The sequence below is a fragment of the Demequina oxidasica genome (assembly GCF_000975115.1).
GTDB lineage: Bacteria > Actinomycetota > Actinomycetes > Actinomycetales > Demequinaceae > Demequina > Demequina oxidasica.
Genome location: NZ_BBRE01000001.1, coordinates 1,057,593 through 1,073,673, shown reverse-complemented (window position 1 = coordinate 1,073,673; position 16,081 = coordinate 1,057,593). Strand labels below are relative to the sequence as shown.

The window sequence follows — 16,081 nt, the reverse complement described above, 5'->3', positions numbered from 1 at the left end:
CATGTCCACTCCACCATCCGCAGAAAACTCCGCACCGACGCCCCGCAGCGTGATCGGCGCCATGCCTCGCTACGTACCAGGTGCGCGCGGCGCGTTGGATGCCGCGCCGCCCATTAAGTTGTCGTCCAACGAGGTCCCGTTCGGGCCGCTGCCGTCGGTTGCCGAGGCGATCACGCGGGCTGGCGGGGCGGTCAACCGATACCCGGATGCCGCGTCCGTTGAGCTCCATGCTCGACTAGCCGCTCACGTGGGCGTGTCCGACGCGAACGTGGCAACTGGAGGTGGGTCGGTCGCCGTGCTCGCTCACGTTCTCCAGGCCTACTGCGACGCGGGCGATCAGGTGATCTACGCCTGGCGCAGCTTCGAGGCGTATCCCATCATCTCCGCGATCAGCGGCGTCGAGTCGGTGCAGGTCCCGAACGCGCCCGATGGTCGCCACGACCTGGTTGCCATGGCCGCGGCGGTCACGGACCGCACCAAGGTCGTCATCCTGTGCTCGCCAAACAACCCCACCGGCCCAAGCATCCGGCACGACGAGTTCGAGACCTTCATGGCCGCCGTACCTCGTCGCGTGCTGGTGGTGTTGGACGAGGCGTACGTCGAGTTTGTGCGCAACTCGGAAACCGTCAATGGGCCACGGGCCCTTGAACGCCACCCCAACCTCATCTTGGTGCGCACCTTCTCCAAGGCGTACGGCCTGGCCGGCCTGCGCATCGGCTACGCCGTGGGCCCCGAGGAACTGATCGCACCCGTGCGCGCGTGCGTGACGACGTTCTCGGTGTCTTCTATTGCGCAAATCGCGGCGGTCGCCTCGCTGGACGCGACCGACGAACTGCTCGAGCGAGTCGCCCAGGTGGTCGCGGAGCGCGAGCGCGTGGTGCCGGCGGTGCGTGAACTCGGCTTCGCCGTCCCCGATGCCGATGGCAACTTCTTCTGGCTTCCTGTAGGTGACGACGCGGTGCGTCTGGCACAGGGGTTGGGAGCGCTCGAGCCGTCCGTCCTGGTACGTCCGTTCGCCGGTGATGGCGTCCGCGTCACCATCGGAACCGCGGCGGAAAACGACGCCTTGCTGGGTGGCTTGGCCTCATTCCGGGAGCAAAGATAGGCGGCCACACGTTGGTTCGGGGTGCGACGCGAGTTGCCCGGAATGCGGGCGATTGTGGCGCGTGAACTAGAATCTTGGCAGACTAGCCACCACGCGGCACCCAAATGGTCGCGCTCCACGGACCCCGAATGAGGACACCTGTGCCCCACATGATTCAGATGACGCGATGCGTCTGCGCGCCCGCGCGCGCTATCGCGGGGGGCGACGCGTGACGGATACCGACTACGAGAAGTTGGCCACGGACGCTGGGCTTGAGCGCGTTGGCGCGCGCGCCCCGCTTGGTGCGTACCTCAAGGAACTGTGGGAACGTCGGCACTTCGCGTACACCCTGGCGCGGTTCCGCATCCAGGCCACCATGAGCGAGAACCGCCTTGGCCTTGGGTGGATTGTGATCCGGCCCATCTTCACGGCGATCATCTTCGGCACCATCTTTGGCGTGATCATGTCGAGCGAGTCGCGCCCCGATAACTTTGTGCCGTTCCTCGTCGTTGGTGTGTTCATCTTCGAGTTCTTCTCGAAGTCTTTCAGTGCTGGTGCCAAGTCGATCACGTCGAATGCTTCCCTGGTGAGGAGCCTGAACTTTCCTCGCATGTTGCTGCCCATCGCAGCCGTCATCCAGCAGGTGTTTGAGCTGGTCCCGATCATCGCCGTGATGACCCTGATCATCGTTGGATTCGGGGAGCCCATCACTTGGGCTTGGCTCCTTGTGCCGGTAATCCTGGCGCTTATGACGATGTTCAACCTCGGCATCGCGCTCATTTCCGCGCGTCTTACCGTGCACCTGCGTGACGTGACCCAGATCATCCCGCTACTGACGCGCATCCTCTTTTACTCGTCGGGAATCTTTTACTCGCTCGAACAGGTGCTTAAAGACAAGCCACCATGGTTGCTTAAGCTCGTCGAGCTCAACCCGATCCACGACTTCATCACCCTGGTCCGCGCCCAGATGGTGACCGGCAATGAGGCATCTCCACTGATGTGGTGGGTTGTCATTGGGTCGTCACTCTCGATGCTGATTATTGGTGTCATCTTCTTCTGGCGTGCCGAGGAAAGGTACGGTCGTGACTGAGGCTCCCACCGCGCCCCCGAAGTTGGGCGCCCCTATCGTCGTCGCCAACGATGTCCATGTCGAGTACCGCACGCATGCGTCCGGCAAGGCCCTCGCCAACGGCGGATCGCTCTTCAAGAGGCAGAAGGGCATCCGCGTCGTCCACGCCCTCAAGGGAGTCTCGTTCGAGGTTCGTGAGGGCGAGTCGATCGGCGTTATCGGCCACAACGGTTCCGGTAAGTCCACGCTCATGCGCACCATTGCGGGACTGACCACCGCGACGCAGGGTGCCGTGTACGCGTCGAGCCGCCCCGCCCTGCTGGGCGTCAACGCCGCCCTCATTCCCGACCTGTCCGGGGAGAAGAATGTGCTGCTCGGTGCGCTCGCGATGGGCCACTCCAAGGCCGCGGCCGAGGAGCAGTACGAGGACATTGTGGAGTTCTCCGGGCTTTCGGAGTTCATCGACCTGCCCATGAAGACGTACTCGTCCGGCATGCAGGCACGCTTGCGGTTCTCCATTGCGGTCTCGCGAGACCACCAGATCCTGTTGGTCGACGAGGCGTTGGCCGTGGGCGACAAGGCCTTCCGGGACAAGTCGGAGCAGCGGATCCGTGACCTGCGCGAGCAGGCTGGAACCGTGTTCCTGGTGAGCCACTCGATGCGGTCCATCCTGGACACCTGTACCCGCGTGCTGTGGATTGACCACGGAAATCTCAAGATGGATGGCGACCCTAAGAAGGTCGTGAAGGCCTACCAAGCCTCCGCTAAGAAGTAGCGCGCGTCGGAGCGGCCGGCGGGGCTCAGGCAACCGTCGTCTGGTGGCCATCTTTCTTTAACCGCGCGTTCAGGTCCGTGTGGTGCGATGGCGCCTATGACGAGAGTCGCTTGGGTGGAGTCGCCCCTACAACTGGTCAACGCGGTGGAGTACGCCGCGGCTACCGGCGAGCCGCTGCGTATCTGCATGCGAGCCAACTCAAAGCAGCTCCAGTACACGGCCGACGTGCTCGCACCCCACCTACCGGAGGATGTGCATATCGCCGGCGTGTGGAACTTCGCCTTTCTGTCGCCCTTCATCGTGGCGCGCGAGCGACTCACCGGCGATCCGTATTCGGGTCAGTTCAGACTTGCGGTGGCGCTCACTGGAGTCCGGGACTTGGTCGCGGTGGACGACGGCAGCGCGATGCTGGGTTTCGCTGACCAGGTGCGCGAGAACCGTCCGCTTGCGCGGCACGGTCGCACCGAATCGTGGTTGGCCCGCCGCTTGGGGACGCTTGCGGGGAGGCGGCTGCACCACACGCTGACCACAGGCGGCTTGCGTGCATTCACTGCCTACTCCCGCGACGACGAGCTGCTGTCTCTCGCGCACGCAGGAGGCCGGGTGAGCCACAACAAGTACCGCTGGGTGCGCAGGACCAAGTTCGTCAAGGATGACGGCGCGATGCAGAACGTGATCCTCGGCAGCGCTCTGTTCGATGACGGCTACGTCAAGGGGGCGCCATACCGCGCATGGGTCGAGGCCCAGGTGGCGGCTGGCGCACGGGTCTATTTCCCGCATCGGCGCGAGAAGACCAAGAGCCTCAAACGACTCAAGGAGATCGAGGGCCTCAAGGTGCGCAAGGCGGTGCTGCCGATAGAGATAGTGCTCGCCTCATCGCGCGAACTCACTACCGTAGTGACCCTGCCCTCGAGCGTGGTCGCCACGCTACGCAACATCCTGCCGGAGAACGTCGAGCTCAGCGTGTGCCCGGTGCCCGAGGAGTGGCTCACCAAACGTGCGGACGAGGCACTACGCACCACGCTGCGCCGCATCGCCAAGCCAAGAGGAGCCGATGCTCGTGTCTGACCCCACGGCCGTCGCCATCATTCCCGCTCGCGGGGGCTCCAAGGGAGTTCCGGGCAAGAACGTGGCGAGAGTTGGGGGAGTACCACTGGTCGCCCGGGCGGTGCGCACCGCACTCGCCGCCCCGCGCATCGGCGCGGTGTACGTCTCCACTGATGACGACGCGATAGCCGCCGCCGCGAGCGAGGCTGGTGCCAGCATTGTCCGCCGGCCCGCGGACATCGCTGGCGACCAAGCGTCCTCGGAGGACGCGGTGCTGCACGCGCTCGCGGCCATTCGCGCAGGCGGCGCCTCGCCTAGCACTGTGGTCTTCATGCAGGCCACCTCGCCCTTTATCGATGCCGATGCGCTGGACGACGCAGTAGCGCGGGTCGAGGACGGCGACGAGGACGTGGTGTTCGCCGCGTTTGAGACGTACGCGTTCCTGTGGAAGCCCAGCGCCGCGGGCGCACAGGGCGTCAACCACGACCACTCATTCCGCCCTCGCCGCCAGGACCGCGAGCCCCACTTCCAGGAAACCGGTGCGTTCTACGTCATGGACGCCGCCGGCTTCGAGCGTCACCGGTTCCGCTTCTTTGGCCGCGTGGGAATCCAGGAGGTGACCGCGGCATCGGGCCTAGAGATTGATGAACCAGCGGAGCTAGACATGGCCCGCGCGCTCGCCCCCGTCCTAGACAAGCCGCGGGCAATCGACGCCAGCGCTCTTGTGATGGATTTTGACGGCGTCCACACCGACGACCGTGTCGAGGTCTCCGAGGATGGAACGGAGTCCGTGACCGTGAGCAGGTCGGACGGAATGGGTCTGGGAATGCTGCGTGATGCGGGGTTGCCGATGTTGATTCTGTCCAAGGAACGAAACCCCGTGGTCGAAGCCCGCGGACGCAAATTAGGTGTCGAAACGGTGTACGGCGTTGACGAGAAGGTGAACGTTTTGCGGCAGTGGTGTGAACAACGGCAAATCCCGCTCTCGAGTGTGATTTACGTCGGTAATGATGTGAACGACGTTAGTTGCCTCGAGGTTGTGGGGTGGCCAGTCGTAGTCCCAGATGCCCACCCATTAGCCCAAAGGGCCGCCCGGATCACCCTGACCCGGAACGGCGGGCGCGGAGCGCTTCGCGAACTCGCGGAGATGATCCTCGCCGGAAGGAGTCCCCAAAATGTCTGAAGTTGTCACCATCGGTTCCAACCAGATCGGCCCCGGCCGTCCCGTTTATGTGATCGCCGAGATTGGCCTCAACCACAACGGCAGCGTCGAGACCGCCCTCCAACTCATCGACGTCGCGGCGAATGCGGGCTGCCAGGCAGTGAAGTTCCAGAAGCGTACTCCCGCGATCTCCACGCCGGAGCACATGAAGGACACCCCACGCGAGACTCCGTGGGGCACCATGACGTACCTCGACTACCGCTACAAGGTGGAGTTCGAGAAGGACGAGTACGACCAGATCGCCGCATACTGCCACACGAAGGGCATGGACTGGTTCGCCTCCCCGTGGGACGAGCCCTCCGTGGACTTCCTCGAGGACCGCGACGCGATGGCGTACAAGATTGCCTCGGCCTCTGTCACCGACCTGTCGATGCTCGCGAAGATCCGTGAGACCGGCAAGCCCGTCATCCTGTCCACTGGCATGTCCACTATTGAGCAGATCGATGCCGCCGTCGAGACCCTCGGCCTCGACAACTTGATCATTCTGCACGCGACCTCGACCTACCCGCTTCCCCCCGAGGAGGCGAACCTGCGCATGATTCCGACCCTCATGGAGCGCTACGGCGTCCCCACGGGTTACTCGGGCCACGAGCCCGGCTTGCAGATTTCGCTAGCCGCGGTCGCGTTGGGCGCCTGCGTCGTCGAGCGCCACATCACCCTTGACCGCACGATGTGGGGCAGCGACCACGCCGCCTCGCTTGAGCCGCAGGGGCTCGACCACTTGGTGCGCGACATCCGCATCATCGAGACCGGTCTGGGCGATGGCGTAAAGCGTGTTTTTCCTGGCGAATTGGCTCCGCTGAGCAAGCTCCGTCGCGTCGCCTCCTAGCGGCGCTGTGAAGACCGCACTTTCTGTACGACTACTTGCGAGTCGACTCTCAACACTTCTGGCTTGGGCTGAGGATGAAGATTAGTTCAAGGGCGCGTCGAGCGGTGAAACTTGTCCGCGACGTCGTGCGTTCTCGGGGGGCGTTCCGCAAGACCAACGCCGCGTGGTGGCGAGTGATCGCAGAAGCGCAGGTGGCGTCGCGTGACAAGGCAGTGGCCGCCAGCAAACCTCACCAAGAGTTTGTGCGAGCCATTGGACTTCTCACGCTCGAGGTGGCGCTGCGGCAACGTTCGCACGCCTTGAAGCTTGCCCTTGGAGCGGCCCCCATTGCGGAGCGCGGACAGTCCAAGGTCAAGCGGAGCGCACTGGATGCCGCTACGGCCGCGCTGCGCGTCGCAGAGCCCACACTCGCGATCTCATTGGCGGAACTCGTGGCGACGGCGGATCCAGGATCACCGGCGGCTCAGCGAATCCTCTTGAATGCGTACCAGGTGACGGGGGACCGTACCGGAGCAAAGGCTGCATTCAGGGCTCTGCACACACTCACCGGTGATCTTGACTCGCTAGTGGCTCCGAACGATGAGCAAAATCGGAGTGCGCTTGAGGAACTGATTCGGTTGCCAACTTCTGCGGCGCCAGATCCCGAGAGCGCGGCCCATGCAGTATATGGGCTCACCGAACTCGCTCTGTCGTCGCCCTCAGACATGCCAGAGAGAATCGAGGAGCGCAGGAGCGCGATCGCCTCGGTAACCACCGCGCTTCCCTTTGACGTCGCCGACAGGGCGGCCCGCCATCTTGTCCAGCAAGAGGTGCTGCACGGATCTAGCTTGCGCACAGTTGAGCTCGCGACGCGAACCGTGGCGATGGACCGATTGGGCGCGACTGTGAAGCTTCCGCCCGATGCTGTGACCGAGTTCGACACGATTGACGTTGCGGGTTTGGCGAACCGCTTGCGCGGACGTTCCGTTGCCGTGATCGCGAACTCACAAGCGATCGCCAAGAGTGGTCTGGGGTCGGTGATCGACTCGTACGATGAGGTGATCCGCTTCAACTCCTTCATCATCGATCCGGGAAACACTGGATCCAAGACAACGATTCACGCGATGATCCACATGCACGACTTCAACTGGGACGTTCCTGTCGATGTTCGGATTGTCTTTGGGGGCAACCCCGTCGCGTGGCGTACATCGCTCGTCAAACATCTTCGCCCGCAGGCACAGAGCTATCTAGGAGACGAGAGTCTGCGTTGGCCCGTGCGTAGTAAGGAAGTCGTCGCAGATGATTCCCATATCGGGGTCCCTACGTCGGGGTTTAACATGCTGCGATTGCTTGACTTTTTGGATGTATCTCCGGTGATAGATCTGGTGGGCTTCGACTTCTACAGGTCGGGGGCCTACCGACTCAAGTCAGCCCAATCATTGCAGATCGCCACGGCGCACAACTATGAGGCCGAGCGCGAATGGGTTGCCCAACACACCACGCGAGTGAGTGGGATCATTACCTCGCTCAGAGGAGAACTATGAGTACGGCCATCGAGAGCTTTGCACCCCCGCGGACCAAGGTCGCCCTGGCCTCCTACGTGGATCGCAACTATATCGAGGGCTTCGAGGTGCTCGTCCGAAGCCTCGTACTTTCTAACCCGTGGCTCGACCTCGACTATGTGGTGCTCTATAGCGACCTAGAAGCGCCAGACTTTGCGCGACTTGCTCCCCTCTACCCGCACTTCACCTTCCGAAAGGTCGATACCGGGCGTTTTACTACTTACCGCAAGGGCGACGGTTCCAATTACCTGGTCGAGAAGGCGTACTACATCCTCGATGTGTTCAAGCCCATCGGCTACGAACGAGTAGTCACGCTCGATGTGGACATGGTCGTCGTGGGCGACATCAGGCACCTCGTGGAGACCGATGCTGAGTTCACTGCAGCACCCCAGTACTTTGACAGTGACGGGGGTAGGAAGCTCAATAGCGGCGTGATGTCCGTCGGCGATGCCTATTTGACGGCTGGCTTCGCCTCGCTTCTCGACGCCATTGGCCGCAGTGGTGATTATGAACTTGAGCGTCACGATCAGGGAGTTCTTACTGCCGCACTCAACGGCGCGTACCAGCCGCTGGACGTGAAGTACAACCTCGTAAAGCGTGCAGTACGGTTTGGCGGGGACGCGCCAGAGGACACCCGCATCATTCACTACACGGGTAAGTACAAGCCCTGGAACGGTGGCGAACGCGGGTACGAGCAACTTGAACGTGCGTGGCACGCGTTTGGCGGGGCCACGGTGAAGTACTGGCGGCGTTGCAGCGCCGGAACTCCCGTCCACAGCGAGTTGGCAAGATTGGCTGCGCCCTTTGACGACTTGTCGGACCAGGATCTCGACAACCTCCAGCGGGCCTCGATCGAGTACGAGCGCGCAGGCGACAATGAGCGTGCGTTGCTGGCTCTTGAAGCGCTTGCGCTCGACAATCGCATTCTCAGTGCGGACCAGTGGTTCAGGTGGGGTCAACTGCTGCGCGGCGCCTCGCAGCCGGAGGCCGCCCGTGCGGCGCTCTTGATGGCAGCGGGCTTCCCCGATTTCGAGGTTCGTGCTCACGTTGCCTTGTCCGAACTCGCTTGGGTGTATCGCGACGATGACTTGGCGCACGAACATGCGGTGTTGGCCTTGCAGGTGAACCCGGTGATGCGCAAGCCGCGCTTGATGCTCGGGCGGCTGAAGGCCGGATTCAGCAGCCTTGACGTACCGCCAGGCACTGGGAAGCGAATTGGTCATGTGGCCTTTTACGTTGACAGCGAAGGAAACTTTGGTGACGTGATGCTGCCTCTCGCGGTGCGAACGAGCATCGCGACGACGGTTCCAGATCCGCGCTGGACGTCTATCCATGCCCACCAGATCTTTGACGTTTCCGAGGCGCAATGGGCAAATGAGAATCTTGACGCGATCGTCATTGGTGGCGGTGGGCTCTTTCTTCCAGATACCTCTGCGAACGGCAACAGCGGGTGGCAATGGAACGTCACCGACGCTGCTCTGAGGCTCCTGGAGATTCCAGTGATCGTCTACACCGTCGGGTTCAATCTTTTCCGGGGCCAGGTGTTGCACGGACGTCGCTTCGAGGACTCGGTCGCACAGCTAGTCGGAGGTGCGGCATTTGTGGGCTTGCGTAACAACGGGTCAGTTCGACGTGTCACCGAGATACTCGGTGAGGAACGAGCTTCAATCCTCGAGTACCTCCCATGCGTCACTACCGTGTTTGGTGCTCTGACGAACCGCCCCCCTTCGCTCGCGCAAGGCACCCCAGTGGTATATCTGAATGTTGCCTTCGACCGCCAGCAACTCAGGTTTGGTGATGGCTATCAGGATTTCCTGGAGGCATTGGCGGGGATAGTGGAGGACCTCAAAGGAGTAGCCGAGGTTAGATCACTTGCGCACACCAAGACGGACGAGCGGTTCGTGCGCGATCTGCGCCGCGTCCACGGCATCACCATCGAGTCCGCACCCCTTTATGCAATGAAGGTTGACGAGGCATTGGCGACCATTGAAGGTGCCGCAGCCGTTGTCGGCATGCGGGGTCACGCCGGGATGATTCCGCTCGGGCTCGGGGTGCCGATAGTCTCACTGATTTCGCATGACAAGCTGCGCTATTTCCTCGAGGACATCGGCCGACCTGAATGGGGCGTTGACGCGCACGATCCACTGCTGAGGGCCAAAGTCACTGCGTTGGTCACTGACATTGTGGTGAATCAAGAGGTCTACAGATCAGAGGTTGCAACCGTGCAACGCGAGCTCTTGATGGTGGTGCAGGACGCGAACCAAAGAATCGCGGACGTGGTGGGTGGCGCGCGAAACTAGCGCCCCCGCCGGCCGCTAGCGGAGCGCACCACCACTCGCGACTCGGTCGAGGTACTCGTCTTGTGTCATCTCTAGCACTTGCTTTGAAATTCCCTCAGCGCCGATGATCCCATGGTCGTACATGCCCTTTAGGTACCTGAAGTCAAAGGCAAGATCGTGTGCAACGAGTACATCGTTCATGACCGAACCCGGCGCGATCGCGGTGTCGTGCGTGGGCCGGTAGCCGTCGGCGAAGGCCGTAGTACCAGCGTAGAGATCGGCGTTGAAGATGGTGACCTCACTAGGGGAAAACTGCAGGACATCATACGCAATCCGGGGAATACCCAAAGAGAAGCTCTTCATATAGAGAGACATCTCTTGCCTATAGAAGCGGAGCCACTCAGGAGCCGAGGAACCATATTCCGCGTAGAGCAACGGGCGAATTGTGGCGAGTTGAAGGTCGCCACAATTGATGGCTGCTTCGACCTCTTCATACAACGGGCCGAAATCACGACCTGAGTAGTAGGCGATGTCCGTTCTGCTTCCCCCCTGTTCGCGGTGCTCGTCAACGAACTCTTTCTGGAAGCGTGGCCGGATAATTGTGTCATAACCATCGATCATTGAGCCAAACTTGTCCGAAGTCGCGGCAGGCCCAACTATGGCGACCCGCTTTCCCGCGATCAATCGGTTCATCGCATCGTCTCCGGGCAAGGGATCAACGCCGCGCTGCTTCTGAGAATATTCAGCGAGTGGTGAGGCATTGCCGGATAGTAGATGAAAATCGGCTGCAAGCTTGGCGAACTTTGCGCGCTGTTTGGGGTCGGGGGAGGGCCACAGCGGCGGGTCTAGTAGTTCCAGTGCCTCATCAATTCGGTTGAGATACGCGTACGCCTGCAACCGTGCCCGAAGACGAGGAATCTCGCGTCGCCCTGTACTGAAGTCTCGAATGTAGCGACGAGCCATGAGTTCTTTGACTTCAAATCCTTCGCGGATATAGCCCAGGAACTGCAGCCGGACAGCGATCAGATTCAACAGCACACTGTGGAGCGGAAGTCCTTGCGCTTGCGCCCTATTGAGTGCCGCGATCGGCATGCCCCGCGAAGCCTCAAAATCGGGGTCCACGAAAAGCGGCTTGATTGACTCAAGCATCACCGCAAGTGCGTCCTTTTGGTCAGTGCTAATCCTGGAGGCGCGCAAGTCTTGAAGTCGGCACCCCATTTCCCACATCACGGGCCAATCCAGGTTCGATCGACACGCAGCCATAATGAACTGCGACATCGCCATCGAGTGTTTCGGATTGAGCTCTAGGGCACGTAAGTACGCAGCCTTTGCGCGTTCGAAGTCGAGCACTTGAGGACGAGCGTAGGCCCTTCCTAGTTCGTACTCCCACTGTGCTTTGGCGTCTACCGCTACTGCCGCTTCAAGATGGGGGATTGCTTCGAACATCCGCCCATCGGCAAAAAGTGCCATACCAAGAGAATGGGAAACATAAGAATTTCCTCCAGAAACGCGGAGAGCAGTCTCGAGCATCTCAATTGCCTCACGTCGGTCACCGACGCGTGTTGAGACCAAGCCGAGAATGCCGTCCTGCTGAATCTCCGTGGTTTCTGACTTCCGCAAGGCCGCAGCTAGTGCGACGTATCTGTGTGCCGCGCCAGGATCCATTTCGACGGCCTTGCGACGATACGATATCGCGGCTTGCCGGTTACCTTTGGTGTCTTCGCGAGCGGCGGCAAGTTCAAGCACTGAAGCGTTCTTGACGCGGTCCTGTTGCGCCCGCTGGAGCAGCATCTCTTTACCGCCAGGATTGAGGCCGATCATCGCCCGCGCCATTCGGTCGCGCAACTTAGGTCTGAATTTGGCCGGAAACGCCATGTCGCGTTGTGCTCGGGTTACGCCGACGGAGCCAACTCTAGGCGCAAGAAGAGCAACGCATTCGTCCACCATCGGAAGTGCGAACGCCAACGTCGCACTTGATTTTAAGAATCCCCTAGCCGCCGCCTTGAGTCGCTTGCCACGGGGTCCCCGCTCGATCGCGTGAGGTTTCCGTTTGGGAGATTCGATGTTGCCCTCATCTAAGTTGGTCATGATATTTACGTGTGCTGTGGTCACTTCTCCGTGAGGCCGGCTTCTTCTAACTCTCTAAGTCGGCGTTCCACGATGAGGACGTCGTCCGGCCTGTCCACAGGCTGCGAGTCATCGGACAACCGAAGTACGTGGACTGGCATCCCGAGTTCAAGAAAGCGCATGACCTCATGGTCCTCGATACTCTCCAGCGGAGTGCGCTTTCCCGTCGCAGTGAATTCGGCGAGCGCACTACCGGGATACGCGTACACGCAAACCTGCCTAAACCCCACTGTAAACTTCCCTGAATGAGAACCGGGTACTGGTGCTCGCCCAATGTAGATCAGCTGGTTATTCAGACCAAAGATCAGCTTTAGGTACTTGGAATCCAACCACTGTTCTTCAGTCATATCGCAATAACCGATGATCGTCTTGGTTCGGTCCGCTCGGGACGCGTTCGCAATATCCACAATGTCTTGCGGATTGAAAATAGGTTCGTCGCCTTGAACGTTGATGTACGTCTTCGCTGAAATTCTTGAGGCAACCTCTGCAACGCGGTCACCCCCGGTTGGATGGTCCGGGTTCGTCATTTCGACTCGTAGGCGGCTCTTCTCGCACACTTCAGCAATGCGTTCATCGTCAGTGGCGACGACAACCTGTTCCCGAGGCATCACCTTCAAGCACTGTTCGGCGGTGCGAACGATCATTGGCTTGCCGGCAATATCTACCAGAGGTTTGCCCGGCAAACGAGTTGAACGGTAGCGGGCAGGAATCACGACTAGTTCGTCGTACTCAGTCAAAGCATCTCTCCAGACGTGGGGCGCTCGGCGGTGGGTAACTCCGCTAGCGATTTGGGCTTAGTTGCCGCACAGCGGGCTGGGGCTCGCGGACGGGCCCTTTATATTGAGGGTGATTGAAGCGATGCATCATAAACATGCATTCGTGCCACGGCTGTCCATCGGGGATAGACGAGAAAAAGGTGTCACGACCAATTTTGATATCGCTGTTCGCAGCGTTGAACTCGTTGATTGCGAGGGATTCTCCCGCAAACTCCGTATAGTCCTTGAGTCGTTCAGTGTCTTTCTTAGGAACGAGATCATCAAAATACATTGCGACCCGGGGCAATATCTGAGAGTCGTCCAATACATCACCCATCAGGCGCAATACTGCTGCCGTGGATGTGTACAGATCCATGTCAAAAAGAATAGCACCGACGGGCGAGGCGTCGGCAGCGGCCCATTCGCCAAAGGTGTCGGCGGCGTCACCTAGGATCAGTTGAGCGGTTGTCATGCGCTCTCGAAGCGCATCCTCGTCCATGCCATAGTCACCGGAGGCAAAGTAATACGGGATGTCGCGAGGATTCTCCGATGGCGGAAGTCCTTCACCGGTGTCGAAACCAAAAACGGCCACATCAACACCCGTAAGTTCCTTAGCGGCGCGAGCGTGTTTTTCAAGCGCGATGAGGCCTCTGCCGTTTGCTACGCCGAGCTCCGCGACCCTGATCTTTGGGTGCCCCAACTTGGCTGCGAGAAGTGCGGCGTGGAGAACGACATGTCCATACGCTGGATAGGCCCCTGCGCCGAATCGCAAGGCCTTCTCGTAATGTAATAGTCCACCGTCATGTTGAAAGTAGGGCCGACCTTTGCGAGCAGCAAGGTTCGCGTACTTGCGATACGCAGATCCAGCGCGATACGGGTCATTCAATTGTTCTCGTGCTCGCCCTAGAAAGTACCAGTACTTTGGTGGTGCACCGGGTACTGCCAGTGCCTCCTCATATGCGAGAGCGGCACCCATGTAGTTGTGGGCGCGCTCCGCGTTGATTCCCGCACGGAACGCGAGCGAGGCGTCCGAGGGGTCGGCTTGAAATGCGCGACGATTTGCGACAAAGGCCTCAGAGAAACTCCTGTGAGTGCCAGACTCGTCCGCCACTACGAGGTCGTCGGCTTCCGCGCCCATGTTTACGAGGCCTTGACTGTGTACTTGTGGTGCTCGCTCGCGGTGACCCGCTTGGTGGACGAACCAACAAAGACCTGCGCGGCCCGTACGTGGTCAACGTAGTCCTTGAAAGCTGGCGTCGTGAGGTCAACAGCGACGGCGTCAAAGTGCGCCCACTCCGTGTTTCCGAGCTTCACGTGCTTCTCTACCATTCCGGCGCCCGCACCGACCGCGAGGGCCGAGGCCATCCAGCCGTGGTCGTGACTTGAGTATCCCGGCACGATGTTTGGGTGCCGCTTGGCGAGTTCGCTGTAGTGACGCACCACCCCGATGTTGCAGTGCTCGTCTGGCGTCGGGTATGCCGAGTTGCAGTGTAGGAGGTAGAGCTTCTCCTGATTCCCGAAGGTCTCTAATACCCAATCCTCGTAAGCCTGGTCTGTCATGCCGGTGGACAGCACGAGCGGGCCGCTGTAGGTCTCCGCGACGTGGCGCAGGTAGTCCTTGTGTTCGGAGATAGTGCTGGGGAGCTTGAGCAATGGCGCGCCCATCTCGACCATGAACTCGAACGACGGCTGATCCAGCACCGAAGCGAACCACCTTATGCCGAGCGAACTGCAAAGATCATCCATGTAGGCGAAGTCGTCGCGATCCAACTCGAGTGCGTGGCGGTACTCGCCGAACGTGGTGCCGAAGGGGGAGACATAGGGAGCTGCGAGCTGCTTCGCGGAGTAGAAGGAGTTCACATCACGCTTCTGAACCTTGACCCAGTCGGCTCCGGCTTCGTGAGCGGCGCGGACCAGCTTCTCTAGCCGTTCGCGGTCGCCGAAGTGGTTGGTGGTGATCTCCGCTGTGATCTCCACCACCGGAACCTCGGGGCTCTCCGCTACCGGCGAGGCCGCCTGCGGAGCAAACTTGATATTGACTTCATCGGGCGTTGCCTGTGAGAGTTCGTGCTCACCTACGTGAACAATCGAGAGATTGGTGTCCCGCAGTGTGTAGAGGGCGTTTCGCAGGACGTCAGCTTGGATCTCTACGCCAAGCTTCCGGTTGTTGCTGAGGTCGGGGCTGTGTCCGGTTGCGGCGGCACGCGAGTAGCCAAGATCAGGCGCAAAGTCGAAACCGACCATGTAGACCTTCTGCTCCCGCCCACGCTCATCGGCGATCAAGCGCGCGATCTCGAGAGCGGTCAGCAGCATGACCTCCTCGATGGCGAGGTTGTCGCGATCCTGGAATCGAGCCATCATGATGTCCGCTGTGTCATTGGACAGGGGCTCGTATGGGAGATGCAAAACAGTATGCCCGGGGGCTTCAAAGTTGGTTGACGTGATGTATGCCTTTGACCGGAGACCCGCCTCAGCAACAGACTCCCCTACCCATTCCTCGTGGAAGAGGGTGATATCGGCCGGCGTGATACGTTCCGCGTCATTAATGCCAATGACGACTGCCCCATCGAAGATGGCGTGATCCACTTTGTCAGCGGAGGGCCCCTTGCCCAGGACTACAATCCGGTCAGTTTCGTACGCTGATGCAGTACTTGCGACCAGGTTCGAGATATTCGCCGTGATAGGGCTGTCCATCGAGTGAGACCTCACATCCGTGTTCGAGTGCCAGCGACAAGCCGGCCAGTAAATCCCATGAGTAGGCGCCAATCGGGTTGATAAATTGCGCGAAAGAGCCTGTGATTACGTTAAAAAGATTGTATACGGCGCACCCCGTAATGCGGGCTTGCCCCGCTTCGGACAATCGGCGTACAAGTGCGTCGCCCATGCCCGAGGAAAACCCCACGATACGGGAGTTCTTCTTCTCAATGCTGTCGCCGGTGATGAGGCGTTCGCCCAGCTCCGGCAGCAGCAGCATGCTTGCCTCGTGTGCGCCGTCGCGCCACAGTGTGAGCGACACGCCCCACTCTTTGAGACCCGAAGTAAAGTTCTCGGTGCCGTCAATCGGATCCAGTACCGCACGCCACCCCGAGTCGTCCTGACGACGCTCTCGGTACGACTCCTCGCCCACAAAATCCACCTCGCCCAGTTGCGCGCGAAGGAAATCCTCGATGCGCGTTTCGAGGTAGACGTCAGCCTCTGTGACCGGAGTGTTGTCGGCCTTCAGATGGACTGAGTAGCGACGGCGCTCTATCTCAGGGAGTGCGTGATGTACGAGGTCGGCAACACCCTCAAGGACGGTGTTTGCGTGTTGCACGGCCGGGCTCCTAGGCGGTTCGGTTTCGCTAGGCTAGCAC

13 protein-coding genes are annotated in these 16,081 nt (G+C 60.6%); 8 read left to right on the top strand and 5 right to left on the bottom strand.

All coding sequences use genetic code 11. The features are described from left to right. The first annotated feature begins 1 nt into the window (after position 1). The 8 genes from hisC (at position 2) to AOP77_RS04935 (ending at position 9,867) form a co-directional block, all read left to right on the top strand. The gene (hisC, locus tag AOP77_RS04970; RefSeq protein ID WP_062210124.1) at positions 2-1,105 is read left to right on the top strand and encodes a histidinol-phosphate transaminase; all 1,104 of its coding nucleotides are present in this window, start codon (positions 2-4) and stop codon (positions 1,103-1,105) included. Positions 1,106-1,313: 208 nt separating this feature from the next. Beyond that, the gene (locus tag AOP77_RS04965) at positions 1,314-2,174 is read left to right on the top strand and encodes an ABC transporter permease (RefSeq protein ID WP_160300046.1); all 861 of its coding nucleotides are present in this window, start codon (positions 1,314-1,316) and stop codon (positions 2,172-2,174) included. After that, positions 2,167-2,928, top strand: a complete 762-nt coding sequence (locus tag AOP77_RS04960) for an ABC transporter ATP-binding protein (RefSeq protein ID WP_062210117.1) — start codon at positions 2,167-2,169, stop codon at positions 2,926-2,928. Before AOP77_RS04965 ends, AOP77_RS04960 begins: the two co-directional genes overlap by 8 nt. Positions 2,929-3,042: 114 nt before the next feature. Beyond that, on the top strand, positions 3,043-3,996 hold the full coding sequence (locus AOP77_RS04955) for a hypothetical protein (RefSeq protein WP_152649777.1): 954 nt from the start codon (positions 3,043-3,045) through the stop codon (positions 3,994-3,996). Next, on the top strand, positions 3,983-5,158 hold the full coding sequence (locus tag AOP77_RS04950; RefSeq protein WP_062210112.1) for a cytidylyltransferase domain-containing protein: 1,176 nt from the start codon (positions 3,983-3,985) through the stop codon (positions 5,156-5,158). Before AOP77_RS04955 ends, AOP77_RS04950 begins: the two co-directional genes overlap by 14 nt. Further along, the gene (locus AOP77_RS04945) at positions 5,151-6,026 is read left to right on the top strand and encodes an N-acetylneuraminate synthase family protein (RefSeq protein ID WP_062210109.1); all 876 of its coding nucleotides are present in this window, start codon (positions 5,151-5,153) and stop codon (positions 6,024-6,026) included. The genes AOP77_RS04950 and AOP77_RS04945 overlap by 8 nt, the downstream gene beginning before the upstream one ends. 104 nt (positions 6,027-6,130) lie before the next feature. Further along, positions 6,131-7,549, top strand: coding sequence for a glycosyltransferase family 29 protein (locus AOP77_RS04940; RefSeq protein ID WP_062210106.1), 1,419 nt, complete (start codon positions 6,131-6,133; stop codon positions 7,547-7,549). Next, positions 7,546-9,867, top strand: coding sequence for a glycosyltransferase (locus AOP77_RS04935; RefSeq protein ID WP_062210103.1), 2,322 nt, complete (start codon positions 7,546-7,548; stop codon positions 9,865-9,867). The genes AOP77_RS04940 and AOP77_RS04935 overlap by 4 nt, the downstream gene beginning before the upstream one ends. Before the next feature lie 15 nt (positions 9,868-9,882). On the opposite strand, the gene AOP77_RS04930 is transcribed toward AOP77_RS04935, so the two are convergent. From AOP77_RS04930 to AOP77_RS04910, 5 genes are read right to left on the bottom strand one after another with little or no spacing between them, the layout of a single operon-like run. Then, positions 9,883-11,934, bottom strand: coding sequence for a tetratricopeptide repeat protein (locus tag AOP77_RS04930; protein ID WP_152649775.1), 2,052 nt, complete (start codon positions 11,932-11,934; stop codon positions 9,883-9,885). 20 nt (positions 11,935-11,954) lie between these two features. Continuing rightward, positions 11,955-12,710 carry a 3-deoxy-manno-octulosonate cytidylyltransferase gene (locus AOP77_RS04925; RefSeq protein ID WP_160300045.1) on the bottom strand — a complete coding sequence of 252 codons (756 nt, stop codon included), beginning with the start codon at positions 12,708-12,710 and terminating at the stop codon, positions 11,955-11,957. A gap of 43 nt (positions 12,711-12,753) precedes the next feature. Further along, the gene (locus tag AOP77_RS04920) at positions 12,754-13,866 is read right to left on the bottom strand and encodes a hypothetical protein (protein WP_062210093.1); all 1,113 of its coding nucleotides are present in this window, start codon (positions 13,864-13,866) and stop codon (positions 12,754-12,756) included. A 2-nt stretch (positions 13,867-13,868) separates the two neighbouring features. Next, the gene (locus AOP77_RS04915; protein WP_062210090.1) at positions 13,869-15,314 is read right to left on the bottom strand and encodes an N-acetylneuraminate synthase family protein; all 1,446 of its coding nucleotides are present in this window, start codon (positions 15,312-15,314) and stop codon (positions 13,869-13,871) included. A 40-nt stretch (positions 15,315-15,354) separates the two neighbouring features. Beyond that, complete coding sequence (locus AOP77_RS04910; protein WP_062210086.1) at positions 15,355-16,041, bottom strand: inositol monophosphatase family protein; 687 nt, start codon at positions 16,039-16,041, stop codon at positions 15,355-15,357. Positions 16,042-16,081 lie beyond the last annotated feature (40 nt).

Bases quoted from the DNA above. Each gene is read 5' to 3' on its own strand.
- hisC (WP_062210124.1), top strand. From the start codon at position 2: ATGTCCACTCCACCATCCGCAGAAAACTCCGCACCGACGCCCCGCAGC.
- AOP77_RS04950 (WP_062210112.1), top strand. From the start codon at position 3,983: ATGCTCGTGTCTGACCCCACGGCCGTCGCCATCATTCCCGCTCGCGGG.
- AOP77_RS04945 (WP_062210109.1), top strand. From the start codon at position 5,151: ATGTCTGAAGTTGTCACCATCGGTTCCAACCAGATCGGCCCCGGCCGT.
- AOP77_RS04935 (WP_062210103.1), top strand. From the start codon at position 7,546: ATGAGTACGGCCATCGAGAGCTTTGCACCCCCGCGGACCAAGGTCGCC.
- AOP77_RS04930 (WP_152649775.1), bottom strand. From the start codon at position 11,934: ATGACCAACTTAGATGAGGGCAACATCGAATCTCCCAAACGGAAACCT.
- AOP77_RS04920 (WP_062210093.1), bottom strand. From the start codon at position 13,866: ATGGGCGCGGAAGCCGACGACCTCGTAGTGGCGGACGAGTCTGGCACT.